This window comes from Tessaracoccus palaemonis, from assembly GCF_019316905.1.
GTDB classification, from domain to species: domain Bacteria; phylum Actinomycetota; class Actinomycetes; order Propionibacteriales; family Propionibacteriaceae; genus Arachnia; species Arachnia palaemonis.
In genome coordinates this window covers 1386644-1413185 of the sequence record NZ_CP079216.1, presented here as the reverse complement: position 1 = coordinate 1413185, position 26542 = coordinate 1386644, and the positions used below count along the sequence as shown (strand labels likewise).

Genomic DNA, 26542 nt, shown 5'->3' with positions numbered 1-26542 from the left:
ACGTCGAATCATCAGTTTGAACGCGGCGGGGTGTACTCGGTGTCGTAGACGGGAACGCGTTGCCTTGACGCGATGACCACCACTCCGCTAACCCAGGCCAGCACTGTGCCGGCGACGCTCAGCAGCAGCCAACCGTCGCGCACGTGAGGCGCGACGGCGTCGAGGTTGAGCACGCCCCACAGGCCGGCCGCGATACCGATTACGCGCACCGCGTAACTGACCATCACGAGCCCGAGCCCCTGGAACGGCTCGAGCTCGGAGGCCACGACCTCGAGGGCCTGACCGATGCTGTAGAAGATGACGACGGCGGCGAATCCGAGGGCGGCGGTCAGGGCGGCGGAGGCACCGTCGAGCGCGAGGGCGAGCCCGATGATGGTCAGCCCGACGACGTGACCGGCGACGAGCCCGCCGATCATCATCTCCCGGGCCCGGCGGGTGGCGGCCGAGACGCGTCGCTCAGCCATCGTGGCCGACATGGGCTGGCTGGTCGATGACGTCGGCCTCCGCCCCGCCGATGGTCGGGGGCGCGGTGCGCACCGGCATGATGGTGAGTCCGACCACGACGACGATGGCGAGCGCCACCACCCAGGCGACCGTGGACTGATGGATCAGCGCGATGGCCACGAGGCCGACCGAGAAGACGGCTGCCCAGGCGTACATCAGGAGCACGGCGCCCCAGTGGGAGTGGCCTCGCGCCAGGAGCCGGTGGTGGAGGTGCAGCTTGTCGGCGGCGAACGGACTCTGGCCGTTCCAGGCGCGCCGCACCCAGGCGAGGACGAGGTCGATCAGCGGCAGCGCCAGCGCCGCCACGGGAAGCAGGATCGGCAGCAGGGCGGGGACGACGTCGCCGACCGGGCTGAGAGCGCTGGGATCCAGCTGGCCCGAGTAGGAGATGGCGCTCATGGCCATGAGCAGCCCGATCAGCATGGACCCGGAGTCGCCCATGAACATCTTCGCCGGGTGCCAGTTGTGGAAGAGGAAGCCGAGGCAGATGCCGCACGTGGCCACGGTGATGAGGCTCGCGGTGGTCGCCCGCACGAGTTCCTGCTCGTAGGCCAGCACATACGTGTAGCTGAAGAACGCCCCGGAACCGATGGCGACGATGCCGGCGGCGAGCCCGTCGAGTCCGTCGACGAAGTTCACGGCGTTGACGCACACCGCGATGATGAGCAGGGTCAGCAGGATGGAGGTGGTGTCGTCGAGCGAGACGATGCGGTCCGGCAGCGGGATCCAGTAGATCCTGACCCCCATCAGCACCGCGACGCCCGCGGACACGCCCTGCCCGCCGAGCTTGACCCACCAGGGCATGTCGTACTTGTCGTCGAGCACGCCGACGAAGCAGATGATGACGCCGGCCAGCAGCACCGCCGTGGCGTCGTGGGCGACCGCGGCGTAGCGGCCGAGGAACGGCAACTGCAGCGCGAGCAGGAAGGCCATCGCCAGGCCGCCGAGCATCGCGAGGCCCCCGTAGTACGGGATCGGTTGCGTGTGGACGTCGCGGCTGCGGACCTTCGCCATCGCCCCGGTGCGCAGCGCGATGCTCCGGCAGAGGCCGGCCAGCAGGTAGGTCGTGCCCGCCGCCACGAGGAGGACGAGGAGGTACTCGCGCACCGGTCAGCCGGCCGGCTCGGCGTCGGCAGGGTCCTGGCCGCCCGCGACCTGGGGAGCGTGGCGGCGCAGCTCGTCCAGCCCGATGGCGCCGGCCCGCAGCACGACCCCGTCGGGGGTGGAGGCGAAGTCGACGATCGTGGAGGCGACTCCCCCGGCCGCCGGGCCGCCGTCGAGGTAGACGGCGACGCGGTCGCCGAGCTGGTCGTGGGCCTCCTGGGCGGTGGTGGCCGCGGGCCGGCCCGAGACATTGGCGGAGCTGACGGCGAGCGGGCCGGTGACCCGCAGCAGGGCACGCGCGCTCTCGTCGTCGGGGACGCGCACGGCGATGGTGCCGCGGGTCTCGCCGAGGTCCATGCCGGTGCGGGGCTGGGCGTTCAGGATCAGCGTCAGGGCCCCGGGCCACAGCGCGGTGGCGAGCGCCCGGGCCGCGTCGGGCACCTCGTCGACGATCGCGCGCAGCATGGAGGGTTCGGCGATCAGCACGGGCGGGGGCATGTCACGGCCGCGTTCCTTGGCGTCCAGGAGCCGCTGCACGGCCTCAGCGTTGAAGGCGTCCGCACCGATGCCGTAGACGGTGTCGGTCGGCAGCACGATGCACTCGCCGGCCGTGACGGCGGCCGCCGCCTCCGAGAGGGCGGATGCGCGGTCGCTCGCGAGGTCGAGTACCCGGGCCTGATCTGTCACGCATCCCATCCTATTACGGCGCTCGTGAACCGGTCGCGCCCGGCGAGGTCCGGATGCGTCGCGGCCTCGGAAAAGCCGGCCGCCGCGAGGACGGCTCGCACCCCGGCGGCGTGGGACTCGTCGTGCTCGGTGACGACCAGTCCGCCGGCCCGCACGAGTCGCCGGGCCACCGCCGCCACCGTGCGGATGGCGTCGAGCCCGTCGGCTCCCGAGAACAGTGCGAGCTCCGGGTCGTGCTCGACGACATCGGTGGGCAGGAAGGCCCGGTGGCCGGTGGGGATGTAGGGCGGGTTCGCGATCACCAGGTCGACGGTGCCGTCCAGGTCGCGGAAGGCGTCGGCCATGTCGCCCAGCCGCACGTCGACACTGCGGCCGGCGAGGTTGTGCTCGAGATAGGGCCACGCGTCGGCGGAGAGCTCGACGGCGTGCAGCTCGCAGCCGCCCAGCTCGGAGGAGATGGCTGCGGTGATCGCCCCGGAGCCGGCGCACAGCTCGACGACGCGGCGCGACCCGGCGGGCCGGGCGGCCAACTGTCCGAGAGCCCAGCCGACCATCTCCTCGGTCTCCGGCCGCGGAATGAACACGCCCGGCCCGACGGCCAGCTCCTCGTAGCGGAAGTACGCGACCCCGGTCAGGTGTTGCAGAGGCTCGCCGGAGGCCCGGCGCGCGACCAGCTCCCCGACGCGGGCGCGCTGCTCGTCGGTGACGTCGTCCACGGTCATGAGGAGCGACGCGTCGACGCCGAGCACGTGGGCAACCAGCTGGCGAGCCTCCGGGCCGGGACTCGGTGACCCGGAGCCGGTCAGGGCGAGGGCGACCTCGTGGGCCAGCTGGCTCACGCGCCCACCTCGGCCAGCCGCTCGGCGAGGTCCTGCTCGGCCAGCGCGTCGAGCAGCGTCCCGATCGACCCGTCGAGGACCTGGTCGAGATTGTGCGCCTTGTAGCCGATGCGGTGGTCGGTGATGCGGTTCTCGGGGAAGTTGTAGGTGCGGATGCGCTCCGAGCGGTCCACGGTGCGGACCTGCGACTTGCGGGCGTCCGAGGCCGCGGCCGCGGCCTCGGCCTCGGCGAGCTGGATCAGACGTGCTCGGAGCATGCGCATGGCCGACTCGCGGTTCTGGAGCTGCGAACGCTCGTTCTGGCAGCTGACCACCGTGCCGGTCGGCAGGTGCGTGATGCGGACGGCGGAGTCGGTGGTGTTGACGCCCTGCCCGCCCGGCCCGGAGGAGCGGTAGACATCGATGCGGAGGTCGTCGTCGTTGATCTCGACCTCATCCGCCTCGACGTCGGGCATGACGAGCACGCCGGCGGCCGACGTGTGAATGCGGCCCTGCGACTCGGTGACTGGCACCCGCTGCACGCGGTGCACGCCGCCCTCGAACTTCAGGCGCCCGTAGGGTGCGAACTCGGCTCCGGAGCCGGCCTTCACTGCGACGGTGACTGACTTGTAACCGCCGAGGTCCGTGTCCTGCGAGTCGAGGACCTCGACCTTCCAGCCGACATGTTCCGCGTAGCGGGTGTACATCTTCAGCAGGTCGCCGGCGAACAGCGCGGACTCCTCTCCACCCTCGCCCGACTTGATCTCCACCAGCGCGTCGGCGTCGTCGTTGGGGTCGCGCGGCGCGAGCAGCCGGGTGAGCTTCTCCGTCGCACGCTCCAGCTGGGTGTCGAGGTCGACCAGCTCGTCGGCGAAGGAGGAGTCGTCGGCGGCCAGTTCGGCGGCGGCCTCGCGGTCGTCGCTCAGCCTGCGGAACTCCTCGATCCCCTCGACGATCGGACGCAGCGCGGCGTATCTCCGCCCCACCCTGCGCGAGCGCGCGAGGTCCGCGTGCAGCTGCGGGTCCGCGAGCTGGGTCTCCAGGTCGCGGAACTCGTCGATCAGAGGCTGGGCGTTGTCGAACATGGGGTTCCTCGGTGCGGGGGCAGAAAACAGACGAACGCCGGGTGGGTCAGTGACCCTGCCCCGGCGTTCGCCTCGACGTGAGTTGTCAGTCCTTCTTCGCGTAACGACGCTGGAAGCGGGCGACGCGGCCTCCGGTGTCGAGAATCTTCTGCTTGCCCGTGTAGAACGGGTGGCACGCGGCGCAGACGTCGGCGTTCATGACGCCCTTCGTCAGGGTGCTGCGGGTGGTGAACGTGTTGCCACAGGTGCAGGTCACCTGGGTCTCCACGTATTCAGGGTGAATGCCCTGCTTCATGATGGTTTCTCCTTCAGTGAGGCGGCCGGGTCGCTACGCCCCCTCGGGGGACGTACATGGGTGCGTGAACCGGCACACCTGACAACTATGCCGGGTGGGGGCTTTATTCCCAAATCCAGCCGGCGGTCAGCCTTCCTGCGCCGGGGTGGTCTTGAGGACGCTGAGCAGGAAGTCGTGGTTGTTGTGCGTCTTGGTCATGCGCGACTTCAGCGTCTCTAGGGCCGCCTGGTCGTCGAGGCCGGACAGGGCGCGCCGCAGCTTCCAGATGATGTTCAGCTCGTCGCGTCCCAGCAGCAGGTCCTCACGGCGGGTGCCGGAGGCGTCGACGTCGATCGCCGGGAAGATGCGCTTGTCGGCGAGCTCGCGGCGGAGCCTCAGCTCCATGTTGCCCGTGCCCTTGAACTCCTCGAAGATCACCTCGTCCATCTTCGATCCGGTCTCGATGAGCGCGGTGGCCAGGATGGTCAGCGAGCCACCGTTCTCGATGTTGCGCGCGGCGCCGAAGAACTTCTTCGGCGGGTACAGGGCCGCGGAGTCGACGCCACCCGAGAGGATGCGACCGGACGCGGGCGCCGCGAGGTTGTAGGCGCGGCCCAGCCGCGTGATGCCGTCGAGGAGGACGACGACGTCGTGACCGAGCTCGACCAGCCGCTTCGCCCGCTCGATGGCCAGCTCGGAGACCGTCGTGTGGTCCTCGGCCGGGCGGTCGAACGTGGACGCGATGACCTCGCCGGAGACCGTGCGCTGGAAGTCGGTGACCTCCTCGGGTCGCTCGTCGACCAGGACGACCATCAGGTGGACCTCGGGGTTGTTGGCCGCGATCGCGTTGGCGATCGCCTGCATGATCATGGTCTTTCCGGCCTTGGGCGGGGAGACGATCAGTCCGCGCTGGCCCTTGCCGATGGGCGAGACCAGGTCGATGATCCGGCCCGTAAGGTTCGTCTGGACCGTCTCGAGGCGGAGCCGCTCCTGCGGGTACAGCGGCGTCAGCTTGGCGAACTCCGGGCGGCCCTTGGCCTTCTCGGGGGCGTCACCGTTGACGGTGTCGAGGCGCACCATCGGGCTGAACTTCTCCTTGCGCTCCCCCTCCTTGGGTGTGCGGATGGCGCCGGTGACCACGTCGCCGCGGCGCAGGCCGTAGCGGCGCACCGTCGACATGGAGAGGTAGGCGTCCGCCGGGCCGGGCAGGTAGCCGGTGGTGCGGACGAAGGCGTAGTTGTCGAGGATGTCGACGATGCCGGAGATGGCTGCGAGCACGTCGTCCTCGGCGATCGTCGGCTCGGCCTCCATCCGGTCGAAGCCCTGGCCGGAGCGCGAGCGGCGGTTGTTGTTACCGCCGCGGTCGTTGCGGTCCCGGTTGCGGCGTCGCCGGCTGCGGCGCGAACCACCCTGGTCGTCGTCGTAGGCGATGGGCTCGGGCGCCGACTGGCGCTGCTCGGGGGCCGGCTGCGCAGCCGCCTTCGGCTGGGACCCGCCGAGCGCCGCGTCGAGCAGCTCGCCGACCTCCTCGTTCGTCTCGGCCTGAGCCTGGCGGTCACGGTTGCGGCGACGACGGTTGTTGTTGCGGCTGCCGCCGCCGTCGGTCTGCTGCTGGTCGCCCTGGGGGCGCTTCTCCTGCGGGCGGTCACCCTGCTGCTGGCGCCTGTCCTGCTGCTCGCGGGGCTCGCGCTCCTGGCGCTTCTCCTGCTGCTCGGCCTGCTGGCGCTTCTGGGGCGCCTCCGCCTGCGGAGCGCGTTCGCTCACCAGCTCGGCCTGCTGGGGCTCCGGCCGGGACGCGCGGCGCTGATGCTCCGCCCCGCCCTTGCCCGCGGCCTGGATCGCGCCGACGAGGTCGCCCTTGCGCATACCCGAGACGCCCTTGATGCCCATCGAGGAGGCGACGGACTTCAGCTCGACCAGCTTCATGCTGGTGAGTTCGACAGATTCGCTCAAGACGAATCTCCTTCCATGGAGCCGGCTCGCTGTGGACTGTCCATGCATGGACAGGGCGCGCCACCGGCATCAGAAAAACGGATGATCTCCGACCTGCGGCCAACTATTCGGGCGTCTCGCCACCAGCGGCGCATCGGGGGAACACGGAAAGACTACCGTGCCGGGCGCCGCGCGCAAAGCGCCACGCCCGAAGTCCGGCCTCAGGCCAGCAGCTGGACCCCGCCGCCGGGGGCCAGCCTGTGCACCGCGAACCCGTCCGCGGCAACGCCCTCGGCCGCCGCGAGCTGGTCGGGCAGGCCGACGGCGATCACCGTCGGCCCGGCCCCCGAGATGGCGGCGGGCACGCCCACGGCACGCAGGCCGGTCATGAGGTCGAACGACTGAGGCATCAGCGGCGCGCGGTACTGCTGGTGCAGCCGGTCGAACGTCGCATCGAAGAGCAGGTCGGGCCGCACGGTCAGCGCAAGGGGCAGCGCGGCAGCGGTGATGGCCTGGGCGACGGCGTCGCCACGCGACACCGTTGCGGGCAGGACGGCGCGCGCCTCGCTGGTGCCGCACTCGAAGTCCGGCACGTACACGATCGCACGGAAGCCCTCTGGGAGGGGAAGCTGCACGAGCGAGACCCTGTCGTCGCGTGCCCAGGCGAGGATCGCCCCTCCCCAGGCCGCGGCCCCGACGTTGTCGGGGTGTCCCTCGACCTCGGTGCCCAGGCGGGTGATGGCGGCCCGGTCAAGGTCGGCGCCGGGGCGGGCGATGCCCCAGGCCGCCGCCAGCCCAGCGACGATCGCGGAGGCAGACGAGCCGAGTCCGCGGGAGTGCGGGATCGTGTTGTGGCAGGTCAGCCGGAGGCCAGGCCGCGCGGCGCCGAACGCCTCGAGCCCGCGGAGGATCGACGAGACCACCAGGTGCCGCTCGTCGAGCGGCACGTCCCCCGCGCCCTCCCCCGTGACGACCACCTCGAGGCGGCCGTCGTCGAAGGTCTCGAGCGTGAGCTCGTCGCACCAGTCGAAGGCCATCCCGACGCAGTCGAAGCCGGAGCCGAGGTTTGCGGTTGTGGCGGGGACCCGGACGCGCAGCCGCACGTCAGAAGCCCTCGACCCGCATCATCCGCACCTGGGACCCGACGAAGTCGGCCTCGCGCAGCTCGGACAGCACCTGGCTCAGACGCGCCTCCTGCGTGGCGTGCGTCATGATGCCGAGCCGGGCGGGGTGCTCCTCGGCCGACGACTCGTCGTCGAGGTAGCTCTGCTGGACGACGCGCAGCGACACGCCGTGCGAGCCGAACACCGCGGCGCAGCGGGCGAGCACGCCGGGCCGGTCGACGACCTCGAAGGAGACGTAGAACTGCGCGGTCGACTCGCCGATGGGCGCGACGGGGCGGTGCGTGTACGCGGCGCCGACGTGCCCTGCGGTGCCGCGTCGGCGGTTGCGCGCCACGGTCACCACGTCGCCCATCACGGCGCTGGCCGTCGGAGCCCCGCCCGCGCCGGCGCCGACGAACATCAGCTCCCCGGCCTCCCGGGAGTTGACGAAGATGGCGTTGCGGGCACCGGAGACGGCTGCGAGCGGGTGCTTGCGGGAGACCATCGCGGGGTGCACCTTGACGATCACGCTGCCGGCGTCGGACGTCAGCTTCGCGGTCGCCAGCAGCTTGACCGTGCAGCCCAGCTGGTCAGCCGCGGCGATCTCCGCCTCGGTGATGCCGGTGATGCCTTCGCAGAACACCTCGTCCCGGGTCACCTCGGTGTGGAACGCCAGCCCGGCGAGGATCGCGGCCTTGGCCGCCGCGTCGTGACCCTCGACGTCGGCGGTCGGGTCGGCCTCGGCGTACCCGAGCGCCTGGGCCTCGGCAAGGGCCGCGTCGAAGCTGAGGTGGTCCGTGACCATCTTGTCGAGGATGTAGTTCGTCGTGCCGTTGACGATGCCCATCACCTCGGTGATCTCGTCGCCGACCAGCGACTCGCGCAGCGGCCGGATGATGGGGATGGCTCCGGCCACGGCGGCCTCGTAGTAGAGGTCGACGCCCTTCTCCTGCGCGGCGCGCGACAGCGGGCCGAGTTCGTCGGCCAGCAGGGCCTTGTTGGCGGTGACGACGGATGCACCGTGCTCGATGGCTGTCTGGACGAGCGCGTGCGCAGGCTCGATGCCGCCGATCAGTTCGACGACGACGTCGAGGTCGCCGCGGCTCACAAGGCCGTCCAGGTCGGTGGTCAGTAGAGCGGGGTCGATGCCCTCGCGGGGCACATCGAGGTTGCGCACCCCGATGCCGACGAGCTCCAGCCTGCGACCGATGCGCTGCTCCAGCGTGTCCGGCTCGTTGAGGATGATGCGGGCCACCTGCGACCCGACGACGCCGGCTCCGAGGAGGGCGACCTTGAGGGGCTTGCTCACTGACCCACGTCCAATCTCATCAGGTCGTCCAGGGTCTCGCGGCGCAGCATCGTGGTCACGACACCGTCCTTCGCGCTGACGACCGGGGGCTTCGTGACCTGATTGTAGTTACTTGCCATGGAGCGCGAGTACGCTCCGGAGCCCGGAACGGCGATGAGGTCGCCGATCGCGACGTCCCCGGGCAGGAAGACGTCGCGGATGAGGATGTCGCCGCCCTCGCAGTGCTTGCCGACGACACGGCTGAGCACCGGCTCGGCCGACGACCTGCGGTTGGCAATCGCCCCCGAGTACTCGGCGGCGTAGAGCGACGGGCGGATGTTGTCGCTCATGCCCCCGTCGACGCTCACGTAGACGCGCGATCTGCCGCCCTCCAGCTCGACGGTCTTCACCGTCCCGACGCGGTACAGCGCGACGCCCGAGGGGCCGCAGATGGCGCGGCCGGGCTCGATGCTCAGCGTGGGGCGCGCCATGTCGAAGGCGCGGCACTCGTGCTCGACCATCTCCTCGAAGGCCGCGGCAAGCTCAGTCGTCGGGCGCGGCTGGTCGGCGCTCGTGTAGGCGATGCCGAAGCCGCCGCCGAGGTCCAGCTCGGGCAACTCCACGCCGGTGGCGGTCCGGAACTGCGACGCCAGTTTGCACGTGCGGCGGATGGCCACCTCGAAGCCGAGCGTCTCGAAGATCTGGGATCCGATGTGCGAGTGGATGCCGCGCAGGTCCAGGTACTGCGACGAGTGGCAGCGCACCAGTGCCGTGAGCGCCTGGCCCCCCATAATGCTCAGCCCGAACTTCTGGTCCTCGTGCGCCGTGGCGATGTACTCGTGCGTGTGGGCCTCGACCCCGGTGGTGACACGAACCAGGACCGTGGCCTTCACCCCGAGGTCGGCGCAGGCCCGCTCGAGCCGCTCGATCTCGTCGAACGAGTCCACGACGATGCGGCCGACGCCCTCCGCCAGCGCGAAGCGGATCTCCTCGTCGGACTTGTTGTTGCCATGCAACGCGAGCCGGGCCGCGGGCATGCCGCCGGCCAGCGCGATGCGCATCTCCCCCATGGTCGTGACGTCGAGCTTGAGCCCCTCCTCGGCTGCCCAGCGCGCGACGGTCCTCGTGAGGAGGGCCTTGCCCGCGTAGTAGATCTGCCACCCGGAGAAGGCCTCGCGGAAGTCGCGGGCACGGGAGCGGAAGTCGGCCTCGTCGATGAGGTACGTCGGGGTGCCCTGCTGCTCGGCGAGCTCGGTCAGCGGCACGCCCGCGACGACGACGCGCCCGGCCTCGTCCCGGAAGGTGCCGCGCGGCCACAGTCGCAGATCCAGCGCGTTGAGGTCCTCGGGCAGCTGGAGCCACGTCGGCCCGCCCTGGACCGCGTCGGCGTGGATCGAGCCGGCGATGTGCATGTGCGTCATAAGGAGCAAGATTGCCAGAAGGCCCCGCGTAACGCCCCATCGGCGCCGGGTCCGTCCACCGCCCGTGCGACAGCCCCTGCGACTTGGTGCTAACCTTTCCTGCGTCGCCCGCAGCGGTGACGGCAGGCCCCCGTAGCTCAGGGGATAGAGCACCGCCCTCCGGAGGCGGGAGCCGAGGTTCGAATCCTCGCGGGGGCGCCAGCCGACGGCCGGCCATGAGGAGGAAGAACTCGTGACCCATGCGCCACGGCGCCCAGCCTCGTCCGATCTGCCGATGATCGTGGCTCTGGTCAGCACATTCCTCGCCACCAGGATCCTGATCGTCGCGTCGCTGCGTCTCGAACAGGTGGCCTTCGTAGCCAACGACGTCTCGTACTACGGCTACTACCTCTGGAAGCTCCTCGAACAGGGCGACACGTCCGTCATGGTCGAGTATCCGGTGCCGGCCGTGTGGATCCTGCAGGGGCTTTACACGCTCGGTGGTGGCTGGCAGACCTGGACGCCCGTCTACGCCGTGTTCTTCCTCCTTCTCGACGCCGTCGTCGCCGTCACGTTCTACCGGCGCGGCAACGCAGGCGGGGCCTGGTTCTGGATCCTGTTCACGGGGGCCCAGGGCGGCATCCTGTGGTACCGCTTCGACCTCATCCCGGCCGCCCTTGTCGCGTGGGCCTGCCTGCTGGTCGCGAAGCGACCGGCGGTGGCGGGCGGGCTCGTCGGGCTCGGAGCCGCGATCAAGCTGTGGCCTGCGCTCCTGATCGGCCCCATGCTCGCCCCCGACCCGCGGCGCGGCTCCGCGCGGCGACGGCTGGTCGGCTTCCTGGTCGTCGGCGGGGCGCTGGCGGCAGCGTCGCTCATCACCAGCGGCTGGGCCAGGTCGGCATCGCCGATCACGTGGCAGTCCGAGCGTGGCCTGCAGATCGAGTCGGTCCCCGCGATGCCGCTGATGATCCTGCGGACATTCACCGACAACCCGTCGTGGAACGTGTTCCTCTCCGACTACAACGCTCTGGAACTCGAGGGTCCGGGGGTCGGCCTGATGCTGAAGGTGGCCACTGCGCTGACCGCGGCCACGATCCTGGCAACGGTGCTGCTGACCGTTCGCCTGGTCCGCAACCTGCGGCGGGCTCCGCAGGCGGTGGTCGTCGAGGCGGTCCTGCTGGCGGTGCTGACGGTCGTGCTGGCCACGGTCATCTCGAACAAGACCCTCTCGCCGCAGTACATCTGCTGGCTCGGCGGGCCCGTCGCCGCGCTCCTGGTGCTGCGCACCAGCGGCTGGCTGCGCCGCCACGTCCTGGTGCTGGCCGTGTCGTTCGTGCTGGTGGGGGCCCTGACGCAGTTCACGTATCCGTGGGGCGCCTACGGGATCATGGCCATCCCGCTGGGCTCCGGCCCGGAGACCTCGGTGCTGGTCCTGCGGAATCTCGCCCTGATTTCTCTTACCGCGTACACCGCGGGCTTGACGTGGCGGGCAAGCCGTTCACACGCTCCCGACCCGTCGGATTGTGGGTAAGCTGCCCGGGAAGCAGTCGCAGGAGCCTGCGTCTGAGAATACGTAGAGGGGTTTGTGGCGTTTCCCATGTCAGCACCTGAGTCCAATGACGAGTTCGGGGCCAACTCCTGGCTGATCGACGAGATGCGTGAGGCGTACCAGAGCGATCCGCAGTCCGTGGACGCCTCCTGGCGTGACTTCTTCGCCGCGGAGGCGGGCCAGGGTTCCGAGTCGACGCAGAAGGCCGCAACATCCCCTCCGACGACCGCTCCGAAGCCGACGCCCGCTCCGAAGCCGACGGCTGCCGTGAAGGCGGCCGAGCCGGCCACCTCAGCGGCCCCGACCGCCACCCCGGAGACGAAGCCCGAGCCGACCCGACCGTCAGTCGAGCCGGTACTCAAGGGCGGCGAAGGCACCCCGACGAACCCCGGCAGCGGCGCCAACCTCTCCGCCAATGCTCCGAATCCGGCGCTGCGCCCCGAACCCGGCGACGCCACACCGCGCCACACCGTCATGCGCGGCGCCCCGATGCGCACCGCGAAGAACATGGACGCCTCCCTGAGCGTCCCGACCGCGACCTCGGTGCGCGCCGTCCCGATGAAACTCGTCATCGACCAGCGCACCCTCATCAACAACTTCCTGCGCACATCCAAGGGCGGCAAGGTCTCCTTCACCCACCTCATCGGCTACGCGATGGTCCAGGCGCTGAAGGCAATGCCCGACATGAACAACGCGTACGACGTGATCGACGGCAAGCCCAACCTCATCGAGAACCCGGCCATCAACCTCGGCATCGCCATCGATCTGAAGAAGGGCGACAGCCGCCAGCTGCTCGTCCCGAACATCAAGGGCTGCGAGCACCTGACCTTCTCGCAGTTCTGGGCCGCCTACGAGCAGGTTGTCGCGAAGACGCGCGAGGGCAGGCTGGAGGTCAGCGACTTCGCCGGCACCACCGCCTCCCTGACGAACCCGGGAGGCATCGGCACCAACCACTCGGTCCCCCGCCTCATGAACGGCCAGGGCATGATCCTGGGCGTCGGCAACATCGACTACCCGGCCGAGTTCCAAGGCATGAGCCCCTCGAAGATGACCGACCTTGCCGTCAGCAAGATCACGACGCTGACCAGCACCTACGACCACCGCGTCATCCAGGGGGCCACGTCCGGCGAGTTCCTGAAGAAGATGCACGGCCTCCTCCTCGGCGAGGACGGCTTCTACGACGCGATCTACGAGTCGCTGCGCATCCCCTACGAGCCGCTGCGCTGGGGCCCGGACATCTCCGCGCACCGGGACTCCCAGGTCTCCAAGACGGCCCGCGTGCTCGAACTGGTCAACGCCTACCGGACCTTCGGGCACCTCGTCTCCGACGTCGACCCGCTGGAGTACCGGCAGCGCTCGCACGAGGACCTGCGGCTGGAGACGCACGGGCTCAGCCTGTGGGACCTCGACCGGGAGTTCGCCGTCGGCACCTTCGGCGCCCAGGAGCGGGTGTACCTCCCGCTGCGCGACATCATCGCGATCCTGCAGGACTCCTACTGCCGCACCATCGCGGTGGAGTACATGCACATCTCGGACCCGCGACAGCGCGCCTGGTTCCAGGAGCGCATGGAGGTCGCGCACGTCCCGCTGACGCACGAGGAGCACATGCACGCCCTCGACAAGCTCAACGAGGCCGAGGTCTTCGAGACCTTCCTGCAGACCAAGTTCGTCGGCCAGAAGCGCTTCTCGCTCGAGGGCGGCGAGTCCCTCATCGTGCTGCTCGACGAGATCGCGCAGAAGGCCGCCGACGACTCCATCGACGAGGTCTGCATCGGCATGCCGCACCGCGGGCGCCTCAACGTGCTCGCGAACATCGTCGGCAAGAAGTACTCGCAGATCTTCCAGGAGTTCGACGGCGTCATCGACGTCAGCGGCACCGGGGACGTGAAGTACCACCTCGGCGCCGAGGGCACGTTCGTCGCCAACTCCGGCGCGACGATCAAGGCCTCCGTGGCGGCGAACCCCTCGCACCTCGAGGCCGTCAACCCGGTGCTGCAGGGCATCACACGCGCCAAGCAGGACGCGCTCGGCTCCGACGAGCACCCCGTGCTGGCGATCACCCTGCACGGCGACGCATCCTTCGCCGGCCAGGGCGTCGTCTACGAGACGATGCAGATGAGCCAGCTGCGGGGCTACAAGACCGGTGGCACGATCCACGTCGTCGTCAACAACCAGGTCGGCTTCACCACCGCGCCGACCGAGTCGAGGTCGTCGACCTACTGCACCGACGTCGCCAAGGCCATCGGCGCCCCGGTGCTGCACGTCAACGGCGACGACCCCGACTCATGCGTCCGGGCCGCCCGCCTGGCATTCGAGTACCGCCAGCGCTTCGGTCGCGACGTCGTCGTCGACCTCGTCTGCTACCGCCGCCGCGGTCACAACGAGGGCGACGACCCGAGCTTCACGCAGCCGAACATGTACGACCTGATCGAGCAGAAGCGCTCGACCAGGCGCCTGTACACCGAGTCGCTCATCGGTCGTGGCGACATCTCCATGACGGACGCCGAAGACGTGATGAACCGCTTCCGCGACCGCCTGGAGCACGTGTTCCGGGAGGTCCGGCAGGCCGAGGTGAACGGGGAGGACGACGACTACCGTCGCGTTCCCTACTACCCCACCAAACCGGCCGAGCGACTGACCGAGATCACCGACGAGATGCTGCAGGCCATCGCCTCGGTGCACACGCAGTTCCCGGACGGGTTCACGGTGCATCCCAAGGTCAAGCCTCAGCTGGAGCGCCGCGCCAAGGCGATCCTGAACGGGCCGATCGACTGGGCAACGGCCGAGATGATCGCGCTCGGGTCGCTGCTGATGGAGGGTCGCCCGGTCCGCATGGCCGGGCAGGACACGCGACGTGGCACGTTCTCACAGCGCTTCGGCGCGATCGTCGACAGGGTCACCAACGAGTCGTGGGTCCCGCTCAAGCACCTCACGCAGGACCAGGCGAGCTTCGAGATCTGGGACTCCCTGCTCAGCGAGTACGCGGGGCTCGGGTTCGAGTACGGCTACTCCGTCGCCCGACCCGAGGCGCTGGTGCTGTGGGAGGCGCAGTTCGGCGACTTCGTCAACGGCGCGCAGACCATCTCGGACGAGTTCGTCGCGGCCGGCAACGCGAAGTGGACACAGAAGTCCGGCGTCGTGCTCCTCCTGCCACACGGCTACGAGGGCCAGGGGCCCGACCACAGCTCCGCGCGGATCGAGCGCTGGCTGCAGCTCTGCGCCGAGGACGCCCTGGCGGTGTGCCAGCCCTCGACCCCGGCCAGCTACTTCCACCTGCTGCGGCAGCACGCCTACGTCAACTACCACCGGCCGGTCATCATCGCCACACCGAAGTCGATGCTGCGTAACAAGCACGCCGTGTCGATGCCGCAGGACTTCACCTCCGGCTCCTGGCAGCCCGCCCTCGACGACCCGACCATCACGGACCCGTCGAAGGTCGAGCGGCTGGTGCTCTGCTCCGGCAAGGTCCGCTGGGACCTGGCCGCGGCGCGCGAGGCGAAGGGGCTCGACGGCACGGTGGCGATCGTGTCGTTGGAGAGGCTGTACCCGCTCCCGACGGACGCGCTGGCCCGGATCCTGGAGCGCTACCGTCACGTCACGGACGTGCGGTACGTGCAGGACGAGCCCGCGAACCAGGGCGCCTGGTCCTTCCTGTCCCAACACCTCGCCGCGGACCTGAAGCATGTGCTGCCCGACTACCAGCTGACCATGCAGCCGGTGACGCGCCCCGCGTCGTCCGCGCCGTCCGTGGGCTCGCTGAAGGTTCACAAGGTCCAGGAGGAGGCGCTGCTGACCGCGGCGCTAGGCTGACCCCCATGTACTTCACTGATCGCGGGCTCGAAGAGCTCATCGACCGGCGGGGCCAGGAGGAGATCACCTTCGAGTGGCTGGCCGACCAGCTCCGCACCTTCGTCGACCTCAATCCCGAATTCGAGACCCCCGTCGAGAGGCTTGCCTCCTGGCTTGCCCGACTCGACGACGAGGAGGACTGATGAGCGGCTACGACGCGATCGTCGAGAGGTACCGCGGCGTCACGGGAGAGGCCCCCGAGGGGCTCTGGTACGCGCCGGGCAGGGTCAACCTGATCGGGGAGCACACCGACTACAACGACGGCTTCGTGCTGCCGTTCGCCCTCGAGCGGAAGGCCGTCGTGGCGGCCGGTCGCCGCGTCGACGGCAGGCTGCGGCTGCTCTCGCTCGAGCTCGATGAGGACGTGGACCTGGCGTTGTCAGACCTGGCGCCCGGCCAGGAGGGCTGGTCCGCATACCTTGCGGGCGTCGTGTGGGCGCTGCGTGAGGCCGGGCACGACGTCGGCGGCGCAACCCTGGTGCTCACGTCCGATGTCCCGCTGGGCGCCGGCCTGTCGAGCTCCGCGGCCATCGAGTGCGCCGTGGTGGCCGCCTACTGCGATCTCTACGGGCTGGACATCGCCCCCATCGACCGGGCGAAGCTGGCCCGGGTCGCCGAGAACGCCTACGTCGGCGCGCCGACCGGGCTCCTCGACCAGGCCGCCAGCACCCTGTGCCAGGCGGAGGCCGGGCTGTTCCTCGACTGCCGCTCCCTCGAGACCGAACTCGTGCCGCTGCCGATGGCGGAGCAGGGCTACGAGATGCTCGTGCTGGACACGAAGACGCCGCACAGCCACGTCGACGGCGAGTACGGCACCCGCCGCGCGACCTGCGAGGAGGCCGCCCGCCTGCTGGGGGTCCCCGCGCTGCGCGACGTGACGGACCTCGACGCGGCGCTGGCCAAGCTGGACGACGAGACGATGCGCCGCCGCGTGCGCCACGTGGTCACGGAGGATGAGCGGGTTCTCAGGGCCCTCGAGGTGGGACGCTCCGGCGATCTCGCCGGCCTCGCGCCGCTGCTGACGGCTTCACACGCCTCCATGCGCGACGACTACGAGATCACCGTCCCCACCGTCGACCTGGCAGTGGAGACCGCTCTGTCGGCCGGGGCGCTCGGCGCCCGGATGACCGGCGGCGGTTTCGGGGGCTGCATCATCGCGCTCACGCACGCCGGTGAGGCCGACGGGATCGGCCGGGCCATCGCGAGGTCGTTCGCCGAGGCCGGCTACGCCACCCCCGAGTGGTTCACCGCGGTTCCCGCCCAGGGCGCCGGCCGCCTGGCGTGATCGGCCTCAGGCGTCCTGCCTGACTGCCTTGTCGAGCTCGCCCCTGGTCACCGACAGCACCGAGGTGACCAGGGTTGCGAGCGCGAAGGGCGCGAGCAGCAGCGAACCGATCAGCTGCCCACTGTCCCCCGCAGTCATGAAGCTGCCGAGGACGCACACATGCAGCAGCGAACTCGCGACCACCAGGCCCAGAGCGAAGGTCCCTCCCCTGGATACCCGCCACGCGAGGAGCAGCTGGACGAGGCCGTAGCCGGTCAACCAGAGCCCGAATCCGAGTCCAAGCCAGTTCCGGCCGGCCGCCCACGAAGCGACCCCGATCCCGATCATCACGAGTCCCGCGAGGACGGTGAGCGCCACGGCGGTGGCGGGAAGGGGACGGCGCAGCACGGGGGTCACCCCGCCAGAGTGCCAAACGCATCCGAGTCCTTCAAGCCCCTTGGGGTGCGCTGGTACCGTTGGGCTCATTGACAAGAAAGCGCGCCAGGACCATTGCGCACCAGCCCCGCGAGGGGGTAGCCTGCTTTGGTTTGCGGCCGCTGGTCGTTTCATCCCCCGTACAGCTATCGAAGGAGAACACCTATGGATTGGCGCCACAAGGCCGCCTGCCTCACTGAGGATCCGGAGTTGTTCTTCCCTGTCGGCAACACTGGCCCCGCGCTCGCCCAGATCGAGGAGGCCAAGAAGATCTGCAGGCGCTGTGTCGTGCGCGAGCAGTGCCTCGCGTGGGCACTGGAGGCCGGCCAGGACCATGGAGTATGGGGCGGCCTGAGCGAGGACGAGCGACGCGCCATCAAGCGCCGCGCCGCCCGCTCCCGCCTGCGCAACTCCTGACCCCGGCTACTTCTCCGGCACCCTCAGCTCGATCCGGGCGACGGTACCCGGCCCGTCCGTCCGGTTGGTGAGAGTCAGCTTCCCGTCCAGGTCCTTGATGAGCGTCGAGATGATCGACAGCCCGAGCGAGCTCTGTCTGCCGAGCTTGAACCCCTCGGGGAGGCCGACCCCCTGATCGCGGATCTCGATCGTCAGCCTGCTGCCGATCCGCTCGGGCACCACCTCGACGCGGCCCGAGGCGCTGGCGTGGCCGTGCTCGATAGCGTTCTGACACAGCTCGGTGATCACCATCGACAGGGACGTCGCCATCGCGGCCGGCACCACTCCGAAGGTGCCGATCCGCTCGGCCCGGACCGTCCCGGTCGAGGCCGCCAGGTCGCCGACCATCCGCAGGATCTTGTCGCACACCTCGTCGAAGGCAACCTCCTCGACCAGCGAGTAGCTCAGCGTCTCGTGCACCATCGCGATGGACCGCACCCGTCGCATCGCGTCGCGCAGGGCCTCCTTGCCCTCCTCGGACTCGAGCCTGCGCGACTGCATGCGCAGCAGCGCCGCGACCGTCTGCAGGTTGTTCTTCACCCGGTGGTGGATCTCACGGATGGTCGCGTCCTTGGTGACGAGCATCCGGTCGCGTCGACGCAGATCCGTCGTGTCGCGGCACAGCACGAGCATGCCCTCGCTGGTCCGGTCACCCCACAGCGGCAGCAGCATGAACCGCATCGACGTGCCGCGCAGCCCGACGACGTCGAACTCGAGGCTCAGCCTGCCGTCGATCTCGGCCCCCACGGTCTGCCCGACCTGCTCGACACCCTGTCGGAGCACCCGGATCAGGTCGCGGAACTTCTCACCCTCGATGTCCCCGACCGCGCCGAGGCGGCGGAACCCGGTGACGGCGTTCGGGCTCGCGTACGAGACGGTCCCGTTCGGCTGGACCCGCACGACACCGTCGGCCGCGCGCGGGGCGAGCGCCTTGTCGGAGGGTGGCACCAGCGGGAACTCGCCGCGCATGAGCATCCGGGTGAGGATGTCCGCGATCTGCAGCGAGTTCTCCTCGAACGCGCCGTTGGCGCGCATGCCCATCTGGTTCGTGTGCCGCTCGACCACCGCGATGGGTCGCCCGTGCCGAAGTACCGGCACCGCCCACACGTCGACCGGGATACCCGCGCTGAGCTGGTTGTCGCCGGTCTCGGCGATCTCGCCGGTCATGAACGCGACCGTCACCTGGTGCTCGACGTCGAACTCGATCCGCTCGCCGACGATGTCCTCCTCGAGCGCCGTCGGGCCGGTCACCGGGCGCACCTGGGCCACGCACTCGAACACCTCGCCGGCCTCGTCGAGTGCCTTCCACAGCACCAGATCGGAGAAGCTCAGGTCGGCCAGCAGACTCCACTGCGAGACGAAGCCGTCCAGCCACTCGTCGTCGGTCATCTGGTCCACGTCACGCGCCATGGGGCCACTCTGCCAGATGGCGCGAGATGCTCACGCTTTCTCCCCCACGCGTGGATCTGGCACAATGTGGTGTCGCATAGTCATCCAGACGAGGAGTCACCATGGGTAAGACCGGTCGTAAGCGCCGCGCCCGTCGCAGGAACAAGGCGAACCACGGCAAGCGTCCCAACGCCTGAGCCGCGCGCCGTCCCCGACGGACTGTCAAGCCCCCGCTGGTAGCGGGGGCTTTGTCATGCCTCGACAACTTGGCGAGGTGAGACCCAGGTCCGTGACCGCGGGTCCCACGTTGCGTTCGTGGCGGACCCGCTGAGCACCGGATCGCAGAAGCGCACACACTCCAGCAGCAGGTCCGCGAACGACTCCGGCGTCGACTCGCCCAGGCGCTGCTTGCGCCGCCAGACGGCCCACTTGGCCTGGGCGGCGATCGACATGCGTTCCGCCACGGGGCCGAGGGACTCCAACTTCGCCTGGCGATAGTCAGCGCACACCCCCATGGCGTGCCTGAGCATGTCGGCCTCGATCGTGCGCGTCGACGTGATTGACGCGATGTCCACGAAATCACGCCAGCGCGTGTTCTCGGAACCCCTCTCAATCGCTGTCACAATCTTCTCTGCCAGGACCATGTGATCCGGGTAGCCCTGCACCGTCAGCGTTCCACCCAGGAGCCGCGGCAGGATCGTCTGCGTCGCCCCGGGCCAGATCGGATCTCCGAAGTTGACGTCGACGTGCAAAGGGATTCGCGCGGAGGCAAGGATCGCAACCATATGCACCCGTACGCCGGCGTAGGCGGCATCCTGCCGGATCTCCTCGGCCCTCACCGAGTGGTCGTCGAATTCGAGTCCGTCCTCGAGTCGCTCCGCGACGACCTCCCTCACCCGGGCCATCACGTCGCTCACGTCACCTGAGATGCCCGACGCGGCGACATCGATGTCCCGTGTCGGACGTCGCGCGGCAAATGCAGCCATGAGGACCCCACCCTTCAGGACGAAGTGGTCTGCCTGGGTGGAAGCGGTCATTCTGGCGAGGAAACCCTCCAGCGCGTAGAGGGTGTAGTACTCGAAGGGGTCTCGGCGCTGCCGCTTCGCCAGGTTGCGCAGATCGTTGAAGGCGCGGCCGGCAGGTGAGTCACGCGGAGGAGCCGGCGGCGTCACAGCAGGGCCTCCAATGCCAGCCTGAGCCGAGGGAGCGCCCGTGGGAACGCCTCGGCGGTTCTGATCAGGCGCGACGGCGACGAGCCGCGACGCCGGAGCCAGCGGCGCAACGCCTCGTGGGCGACGTCGGCGCCCTCAAGATGCATCAGGCGGAACGAATCCACGATGGTGCGCTCGGCGGAGTAGACCGCCACCTTCGTGTCTCCACCCGCGTCCAGGAACTCGCGACCGACGTCGAAGGTCGACGCCTCGAAGCTGTGCCAGGACACCTGCTCGAAGCCGGCCGGGTGACGCGTTCCCCGTGGCAACGCCACGTCCACCGCGAAGGGGATGGCATCGCTCAATCCGTGGTGAACCAGCGCGCTGGTCAGACACATCGTCGATGCGGGCCGCGCCGACGTCGCAGCGGCCAGCGCTGCATGGGCGGGATCGACCAGGTCGACCCGGACGAACACACCCCGTCCCAGGCGGTCCAGCTCCCCCCGCGCCACCAGCTCATAGACCTGGTCCTTGCGCACACCGATGGCGCGTGCATCACGAAGGGTGAACGCCGCGCCCAGCTCAGTCACCGTCACACTCACTCCTATCTGTTTACAGATACAGTCTACCTGTACACAGTTAGCAGTTTTCGCGAAGCGGTGGCGACACAACTGAGCCCCCGCATGTCTGCGGGGGCCTGGGCGAGGTGGGTTCAGAAACGACGGGTGATGCGCATCGTCGAGACCCGGGCCAGCAGCGTGTCGGGAGCCTTCTCCTCGGGCTGGCTGCGCTGGATCATCTCGGTGATGGTGGACTCGATCTCGTAGTTCTCCATACATCGCTCACAGGCGTGCAGGTGGACGCGGATCACGTCCGCGTCGGCCTCCACGAGCTCGTTGTGCAGGAACGCGTGGACGCGGGCGAGCGCGGCGACGCACTCGTCCATCTCGTCGTGGTCGTGGGACGGCGCGGACATCAGCGGCCTCCCTTCCGGGTGCCGATGCCCTGCTCGCGGGCGTAGTCGGCCAGCATGTCGCGCAGCTGGGAGCGGCCGCGGTTCAGGCGGCTCATGACGGTGCCGATGGGGGTTCCCATGATCTCGGCGATCTCCTTGTACGAAAAACCCTCGACGTCGCTCAGCAGCACGGCCATCCGGAAGTTCTCGGGAAGCCGCGCGATGGCCTCGGCGACGGCCGCGTCGGGCGTCTGGTCGAGGGCCTCCATCTCGGCGCTGCGCAGGCCCGTCGCGTCGTGGGACGCGGCGCGCGCGAGCTGCCAGTCGGTGACCTCCTCGTCGCCGCTCGACTGCGGGGCCCGCTGGGCCTTGCGGTAGGCGTTGATGTAGGTGTTGGTGAGGATGCGGTACAGCCACGCCTTGAGGTTCGTCCCCATGGTGAAGGTGTGCCGCGACGTGAAGGCCTTCGCGTAGGTGTCCTGCACCAGGTCCTCCGCGTCGGCGGGGTTACGCGTCATGCGCAGCGCGGCGGCGTACAGCTTGTCGAGATAGCTCAGCGCCTCCTCCTCGAACGCCGCGGCCTGCGCGTCGTCGAGTTGCGCGTCCAGCGACGCCGAAGTCTCCTGCTCGTCCATCGAGATGAACTCTAGCGCTTCGGACACAATTGCCCCCGCGTCGACCAGGACGCCGGGTGTCAATTGGGTGGCTCGCATGTCAGGTGCAACAGGGGCGCCTCACGGGTTATTCCCGCGTCACGCCACCTCTGCGATGAGCTCCGGCCCGTCGGTTCCCACGCGGTTGACGGCCCTCGACACCTTGCGGTGCGACAGGTCGACCGGCGGGGTCAACAGCGCCACGGCGGCCGCCGCGTCCGTCAGGCCAGGATCGAGCCAGTCGTCCCAGCTGTCCGCGGGCACGGTCATCGGCATGCGGTCGTGCACCCAGCCGACGGCGTCGGTCGCCTCGGTCGTGATGACGGTCGCCGACGCGAGCCACCCGTCGGGGCCCTTCCAGAACTCGTAGAGGCCCGCCATGACGAGAGGACCCGTTGGCCGGGTGAAGAACCAGGGCTGCTTGACCGGTCTCCCTCCGCCGGCTGGCTGTTCCTCTCGCCACTCGTAGTAGCCCAGCGCGGGCAGCAGGCAGCGTCGCGCGCTCGCCGCCTTGCGGAACGACGGCTTCGACGTGACGGTCTCCACGCGGGCGTTGATCATCGTCGCGGTGGGCGCCTTGGCCCAGCTCGGGACGAGCCCCCAGCGGACGGGGACGAGTTTGCGGGTGACCTCGCCGTCGCGGGCCCGCTCGACGACCGCGGGGATCTGGTCGGTCGGCGCGATGTTGTACCTGGGCCCGCAGACCGCGGGCACGCCGTCGTCGATGAAGTCGATGTCGAACTCCTCGACGATCTCCTCCACCGAGGCCGACGCTGCGTACCGCCCACACATGTTTCCACCCTAGTGCGGCGCCCTTCACTAGTAGTGTGGCCACATGAGCCTCTTGCGATTCGTTGCCCGGAGCCTGTTCGCAGGCCAGTTCATCGCCGACGGCGTCAGGGCCGTCGCTCACCCCGCGGAGATCGCGCCCGACGCGGAGCGACTCACCAGCACGATCGCGCCGCTGGTGCAGCGCGTCGTGCCTGCCCACCTGGCCTCCAGCGTGCCCGAGAACACCGAGACCTGGGTGCGCATGATCGGCGCGGCACAGATCGTCGGAGGCGCCATGTTCGCCACCGGGCTGGGTCGTCGGCTCGGCGCCGGGCTCCTGACTGCGACGAGCGCGGCCCACCTCGTCGCCGCGTGGCCGGAGCGGAACGCCCCCGCGGCCGCGAAGGAGTCCGCACGCGGCGATGTGCTCCGCGGGGCGGCCCTGTTGGGTGCGACCGCTCTCGCGGCCATGGACACCCAGGGCAGGCCGAGCCTGTCCTACCGGGCGGACCAGGCCGCGAAGGCGACCGGGCGGAAGGCGTCCGACGTGAGCGACGACGTCGCCAAGGCCGCGAAGTCCGTCTCGGCCAAGGCCGAGAAGAAGACCAAGAAGGTGGCCAGGCAGGCCAGGCGTGAGGCGAAGAAGCTCGGGAAGAAGCTCGATGCGGTGACCTCCCGATGACCACGGCGCTGCCGTTCGCGGTGGCACCCGTGACCGGGGGCCTCGTCGTCCCCGGGTCGAAGTCCGAGACCAACCGTGCCCTGCTGCTGGCGGCGCTGGGCGACGGCCCGTCGAGAGTGACGGGCGCCCTCGACTCGAGGGACTCCCGCCTGATGATCGACGCGCTGCGCGCACTCGGCGTCTCGGTGGTCCCCGACGGGCCGGCGCTGGTGGTCACTCCCCCGCCGCGGTTCACCGGCGCTGACCGGATCGACTGCGGCCTGGCCGGCACGGTGATGCGCTTCGTGCCACCGCTCGCCGCCCTGGCGGACGGCGCTTCGACCTTCGTCGGCGATCCGCACGCGAGCGAGCGACCGATGGGTCCCCTCCTCGACGGTCTGCGGCAGCTGGGCGCTGATGTGGACGGGGACTCGCTCCCGTTCCGCGTGGACCCGCCCGAGACGCTGGGCGACCGGGCGGAGATCGACGCGTCGGGTTCCAGCCAGTTCGTCTCCGGGCTGCTGCTGATCGCGCCGCGCCTGCCGCACGGCCTCACGCTCCGGCACAGCGGCGAGCTGCTTCCGTCGCTGCCGCACATCGCGATGACGGTGGCGATGCTGCGGGCCCGCGGCGCCATCGTCGAGACGCCTGACGAGCGGACCTGGGTCGTCGCGCCGGGCGGGCTCAGGGCCCTGGACAGCACCGTCGAACCCGACCTCACCAATGCGTCGGTGTTCCTCGCCGCGGCGGCGGTGACGGGTGGCCGGGTTGCGGTGCCCGGCTGGCCGGCGCAGAGCCTGCAGCCCGGCGCGCTGTTCCTCGACGTCATCTCCGCCATGGGCGCCACGGTGGAGCGCCACGAAGGCGAGGTGGCGGTCGTCGGCTCCACGCCGCTGCGCGGCATCGACGTCGATCTCACCGCTGCCTCCGAGCTGACCCCGGTCGTCGCGGCCCTCGGTGCGCTCGCGACGGGCCGCACGACCATCCGGGGCGTCGCACACATCCGCGGTCACGAGACGGACCGGCTCGCCGCGCTGACCCGTGAGCTCCGCCGCGCCGGCATCGACGCAGAGGAGACCCCCGACGGGCTCACGATCCTGGGCGGGACGCCGCAGGCGGCCGCCTTCGAGGCGTCCGCGGACCACCGCATGGTGCACTTCGCCGCGCTGCTCGCGCTCGTCGCCGACGGCTCGACCATCGACGACATGGCGTGCGTCGGCAAGACGATGCCCGACTTTCCCGTCGTCTGGGCAGGGCTGGTCACGTGAGCATCCGCACCGACGACCACGAGGGTTTCGACCGGCCGAAGCGTCGGAGCCGGCCACGCACGAAGGACCGCCCGGACTACTCGAAGCTGCCCGTCGCACGGGTGGTCTCCATCGACCGCGGCCGCTACCGCTGCCTGATCGCCGACCGCCATGTCACAGCGGTGCGCGGGCGCCTGATCGACCGCAAGGGGATCATCGTCGGCGACATGGTCCGTCTCGACGGCGACGTCAGCGGAGCCGAGGGCACGCTGTCCCGGGCCGTCGAGGTCCTGACCCGCTCCACCATGCTGCGGCGCAGCGCGGACGACGCGGACACGTTCGAGCGGCCGATCGTCGCCAACGCGGACCAGCTGTTCATCGTCACGGCGCTGGCCGACCCGCAGCCCCGCGTCGGCATGATCGACCGCATCCTCGTCGCCGCCTACGACGCCCGCATCGACCCCGTCCTGTGCCTCACCAAGGCGGACCTGGCCAGCCCCGACGAGCTGCAGGAGGCCTACGGCCCGCTCGGCGTGCCGATCCTCGTGACCGAGCCCGGCTCGGACCTGACCGCCGTCGACGAGGCCCTGGCCGACCGCGTCACCGTGTTCGTCGGCCACTCCGGGGTCGGCAAGTCGACGCTGGTGAACCGGCTGGTCCCCGACGCGCACCGCGCCACCGCGGCCGTCAGCGAACTGACGGGCAAGGGCCGCCACACGTCGACCTCCGCGCTTGCCATGGAGCTGCCGGGCGGCGGGTGGATCATCGACACGCCCGGGGTGCGGTCCTTCGGGATCAGCCACGTCAGCCCGGACTCCGTCGTCGGCGCCTTCCCCGACCTTGCCGAGCTGGCCGATGACTGCCCGCGCGGCTGTCGCCACGATTCGACGGCCATCGACTGCGCCTTCGACGACGCCGTCGCCGAGGGCCGCCTCTCCCCCGAGCGGCTGGCGTCGTTCCGTCGCATGGAGCGCGCGTTCGCCTGACCCCGTCGCGATGAGCACATCCTCCTGCCCGTCGCCCGGAACCGTCGATGTGAACGCTCACCTGACGACGACAAGTGTGTCGTGCTCATCGCGGCCCGGCTGACGCGGCGCTGCGGGGGCCGGTAGATTTGTCACATGGCTCAATCAAAGGACCTCACCGACGACGTGCGGCTGGCGCACCTCATGGCCGACGACGCCGACTCGCTCTCGATGAGTCGGTTCAAGGCCCTCGATCTGAGGGTGAAGTCCAAGCCCGACAACACGCCGGTGACCGAGGCCGACACCGCCGTCGAGGAGGCCGTCCGACGGACCCTGGCGCGTACCCGCCCGCGGGACGCGGTGCACGGCGAGGAGTACAGCGACACCGGCGATTCGGTGAGGCGGTGGATCGTCGACCCGATCGACGGCACCAAGAACTACGTCCGGGGCGTGCCGGTCTGGGCGACGCTGATCGCGCTGGAGGTCGAGGGCAGGGTGGTGGCGTCCGTCGTCTCCGCCCCGGCGCTCGGGCGCCGTTGGTGGGCATCGGAGGGCGGCGGCGCCTACACGGGCCGCTCGATCCTCAACGCCACGGAGATCCGCGTCAGCCAGGTCTCCGAGGTCGCCGACGCGTCGCTGTCGTACTCCGAGATCCCCGAGTGGGTCACGTCGGGCCGCGGCCAGGGCTTCATCAACCTGATGCACGACGCGTGGCGCTCCCGGGCCTACGGCGACTTCTGGAGCTACATGCTCGTCGCGGAGGGCAGCGTCGACATCGCCAGCGAGCCCGACCTCGAACTGCACGACATGGCAGCGCTCGACATCATCGTGCGGGAGGCAGGCGGCCGCTTCACCAATCTCGACGGCGTCGACGGCGTCGGCGGCCCAGGGGCGCTGGCCACGAACGGCCTGCTGCACGATCGCGTGCTGGAGTACCTCGCCCGCGCCTGAGCGACCGCGGCGAAACGGCCGGCCGCCCCTTCCTGGGCGGCCGGCCGTTTT

26 protein-coding genes, 1 tRNA gene and 1 pseudogene are annotated in these 26542 nt (G+C 70.0%); 11 read left to right on the top strand and 17 right to left on the bottom strand.

Translation table 11 applies throughout. The features are described from left to right. Window positions 1-11: 11 nt before the first annotated feature. The 10 genes and pseudogenes from KDB89_RS06335 to lysA all read right to left on the bottom strand — a co-directional run bounded on the left by KDB89_RS06335 (window position 12) and on the right by lysA (window position 10216). On the bottom strand, window positions 12-464 hold the full coding sequence (locus KDB89_RS06335) for a hypothetical protein (RefSeq protein WP_219083990.1): 453 nt from the start codon (window positions 462-464) through the stop codon (window positions 12-14). Continuing rightward, window positions 457-1611 (bottom strand): MraY family glycosyltransferase, encoded by a 1155-nt coding sequence (locus tag KDB89_RS06330; RefSeq protein WP_219083989.1) that lies wholly within the window; start codon window positions 1609-1611, stop codon window positions 457-459. The genes KDB89_RS06335 and KDB89_RS06330 overlap by 8 nt, the downstream gene beginning before the upstream one ends. 24 nt (window positions 1612-1635) lie before the next feature. Continuing rightward, window positions 1636-2277: pseudogene (locus KDB89_RS06325) on the bottom strand (L-threonylcarbamoyladenylate synthase); the annotation flags it as partial. A 14-nt stretch (window positions 2278-2291) separates the two neighbouring features. Further along, window positions 2292-3134, bottom strand: coding sequence for a peptide chain release factor N(5)-glutamine methyltransferase (gene prmC / locus KDB89_RS06320; protein WP_219083987.1), 843 nt, complete (start codon window positions 3132-3134; stop codon window positions 2292-2294). Beyond that, entirely contained in the window at window positions 3131-4198 is a 1068-nt protein-coding gene (gene prfA, locus KDB89_RS06315; protein WP_219083986.1) for a peptide chain release factor 1, read from the bottom strand. Before prfA ends, prmC begins: the two co-directional genes overlap by 4 nt. 85 nt (window positions 4199-4283) lie before the next feature. Next, the gene (gene rpmE, locus KDB89_RS06310; protein ID WP_219083985.1) at window positions 4284-4493 is read right to left on the bottom strand and encodes a 50S ribosomal protein L31; all 210 of its coding nucleotides are present in this window, start codon (window positions 4491-4493) and stop codon (window positions 4284-4286) included. A gap of 126 nt (window positions 4494-4619) precedes the next feature. Beyond that, a complete protein-coding gene (gene rho, locus KDB89_RS06305; RefSeq protein WP_439654881.1) occupies window positions 4620-6398 on the bottom strand; it encodes a transcription termination factor Rho in 1779 nt (592 codons plus the stop codon). A gap of 227 nt (window positions 6399-6625) precedes the next feature. Further along, window positions 6626-7507: a homoserine kinase gene (thrB, locus tag KDB89_RS06300; RefSeq protein ID WP_219083983.1), complete on the bottom strand. Its 882-nt coding sequence runs from the start codon at window positions 7505-7507 to the stop codon at window positions 6626-6628. A gap of 1 nt (window position 7508) precedes the next feature. Then, window positions 7509-8816 (bottom strand): homoserine dehydrogenase, encoded by a 1308-nt coding sequence (locus KDB89_RS06295; RefSeq protein WP_439654874.1) that lies wholly within the window; start codon window positions 8814-8816, stop codon window positions 7509-7511. Next, on the bottom strand, window positions 8813-10216 hold the full coding sequence (lysA, locus tag KDB89_RS06290; RefSeq protein ID WP_219083982.1) for a diaminopimelate decarboxylase: 1404 nt from the start codon (window positions 10214-10216) through the stop codon (window positions 8813-8815). The genes KDB89_RS06295 and lysA overlap by 4 nt, the downstream gene beginning before the upstream one ends. A gap of 126 nt (window positions 10217-10342) precedes the next feature. Between lysA and KDB89_RS06285 the strand changes: the two genes are divergently transcribed. The 5 genes from KDB89_RS06285 to galK all read left to right on the top strand — a co-directional run bounded on the left by KDB89_RS06285 (window position 10343) and on the right by galK (window position 16878). Further along, window positions 10343-10417: transfer RNA gene (locus KDB89_RS06285), tRNA-Arg, on the top strand. A gap of 73 nt (window positions 10418-10490) precedes the next feature. Beyond that, entirely contained in the window at window positions 10491-11726 is a 1236-nt protein-coding gene (locus KDB89_RS06280) for a glycosyltransferase 87 family protein (RefSeq protein WP_219083981.1), read from the top strand. 54 nt (window positions 11727-11780) lie between these two features. Next, window positions 11781-15554: a multifunctional oxoglutarate decarboxylase/oxoglutarate dehydrogenase thiamine pyrophosphate-binding subunit/dihydrolipoyllysine-residue succinyltransferase subunit gene (locus tag KDB89_RS06275; RefSeq protein ID WP_439654873.1), complete on the top strand. Its 3774-nt coding sequence runs from the start codon at window positions 11781-11783 to the stop codon at window positions 15552-15554. A gap of 5 nt (window positions 15555-15559) precedes the next feature. Next, a complete protein-coding gene (locus tag KDB89_RS06270) occupies window positions 15560-15736 on the top strand; it encodes a DUF6104 family protein (RefSeq protein WP_219083979.1) in 177 nt (58 codons plus the stop codon). Continuing rightward, the gene (gene galK / locus KDB89_RS06265; protein WP_219083978.1) at window positions 15736-16878 is read left to right on the top strand and encodes a galactokinase; all 1143 of its coding nucleotides are present in this window, start codon (window positions 15736-15738) and stop codon (window positions 16876-16878) included. Before KDB89_RS06270 ends, galK begins: the two co-directional genes overlap by 1 nt. A 6-nt stretch (window positions 16879-16884) precedes the next feature. Here the strand turns inward: galK and KDB89_RS06260 are convergent, their stop codons facing one another. Beyond that, window positions 16885-17274: a hypothetical protein gene (locus KDB89_RS06260; RefSeq protein ID WP_219083977.1), complete on the bottom strand. Its 390-nt coding sequence runs from the start codon at window positions 17272-17274 to the stop codon at window positions 16885-16887. Between the two features lie 183 nt (window positions 17275-17457). Between KDB89_RS06260 and KDB89_RS06255 the strand changes: the two genes are divergently transcribed. Further along, a complete protein-coding gene (locus KDB89_RS06255; RefSeq protein ID WP_219083976.1) occupies window positions 17458-17709 on the top strand; it encodes a WhiB family transcriptional regulator in 252 nt (83 codons plus the stop codon). Between the two features lie 6 nt (window positions 17710-17715). Here KDB89_RS06255 and KDB89_RS06250 read toward each other — a convergent pair whose 3' ends face one another. Next, the gene (locus KDB89_RS06250; protein ID WP_219083975.1) at window positions 17716-19158 is read right to left on the bottom strand and encodes a sensor histidine kinase; all 1443 of its coding nucleotides are present in this window, start codon (window positions 19156-19158) and stop codon (window positions 17716-17718) included. Window positions 19159-19259: 101 nt separating this feature from the next. Between KDB89_RS06250 and KDB89_RS14810 the strand changes: the two genes are divergently transcribed. Next, window positions 19260-19334 carry a 50S ribosomal protein bL37 gene (locus tag KDB89_RS14810; RefSeq protein WP_425443342.1) on the top strand — a complete coding sequence of 25 codons (75 nt, stop codon included), beginning with the start codon at window positions 19260-19262 and terminating at the stop codon, window positions 19332-19334. 54 nt (window positions 19335-19388) lie between these two features. Here KDB89_RS14810 and KDB89_RS06245 read toward each other — a convergent pair whose 3' ends face one another. The 5 genes from KDB89_RS06245 to KDB89_RS06225 form a co-directional block, all read right to left on the bottom strand. Then, window positions 19389-20309 carry a nucleotidyl transferase AbiEii/AbiGii toxin family protein gene (locus KDB89_RS06245; protein ID WP_219083974.1) on the bottom strand — a complete coding sequence of 307 codons (921 nt, stop codon included), beginning with the start codon at window positions 20307-20309 and terminating at the stop codon, window positions 19389-19391. Then, window positions 20306-20884 (bottom strand): type IV toxin-antitoxin system AbiEi family antitoxin domain-containing protein, encoded by a 579-nt coding sequence (locus tag KDB89_RS06240; protein ID WP_219083973.1) that lies wholly within the window; start codon window positions 20882-20884, stop codon window positions 20306-20308. Before KDB89_RS06240 ends, KDB89_RS06245 begins: the two co-directional genes overlap by 4 nt. A gap of 116 nt (window positions 20885-21000) precedes the next feature. Next, window positions 21001-21264, bottom strand: coding sequence for a zf-HC2 domain-containing protein (locus tag KDB89_RS06235; protein ID WP_219083972.1), 264 nt, complete (start codon window positions 21262-21264; stop codon window positions 21001-21003). Further along, window positions 21264-21878 carry a sigma-70 family RNA polymerase sigma factor gene (locus KDB89_RS06230; protein ID WP_219083971.1) on the bottom strand — a complete coding sequence of 205 codons (615 nt, stop codon included), beginning with the start codon at window positions 21876-21878 and terminating at the stop codon, window positions 21264-21266. Before KDB89_RS06230 ends, KDB89_RS06235 begins: the two co-directional genes overlap by 1 nt. Window positions 21879-21995: 117 nt before the next feature. Then, entirely contained in the window at window positions 21996-22688 is a 693-nt protein-coding gene (locus KDB89_RS06225; RefSeq protein WP_219083970.1) for an SOS response-associated peptidase, read from the bottom strand. Between the two features lie 43 nt (window positions 22689-22731). Between KDB89_RS06225 and KDB89_RS06220 the strand changes: the two genes are divergently transcribed. From KDB89_RS06220 to KDB89_RS06205, 4 genes are all read left to right on the top strand, one after another. Further along, complete coding sequence (locus KDB89_RS06220; protein WP_219083969.1) at window positions 22732-23349, top strand: DoxX family membrane protein; 618 nt, start codon at window positions 22732-22734, stop codon at window positions 23347-23349. Beyond that, complete coding sequence (gene aroA / locus KDB89_RS06215; RefSeq protein WP_219083968.1) at window positions 23346-24596, top strand: 3-phosphoshikimate 1-carboxyvinyltransferase; 1251 nt, start codon at window positions 23346-23348, stop codon at window positions 24594-24596. The genes KDB89_RS06220 and aroA overlap by 4 nt, the downstream gene beginning before the upstream one ends. Next, window positions 24593-25561 (top strand): ribosome small subunit-dependent GTPase A, encoded by a 969-nt coding sequence (rsgA, locus tag KDB89_RS06210; protein ID WP_219083967.1) that lies wholly within the window; start codon window positions 24593-24595, stop codon window positions 25559-25561. Before aroA ends, rsgA begins: the two co-directional genes overlap by 4 nt. Before the next feature lie 135 nt (window positions 25562-25696). Beyond that, a complete protein-coding gene (locus tag KDB89_RS06205; RefSeq protein ID WP_219083966.1) occupies window positions 25697-26491 on the top strand; it encodes an inositol monophosphatase family protein in 795 nt (264 codons plus the stop codon). Window positions 26492-26542: the final 51 nt, after the last annotated feature.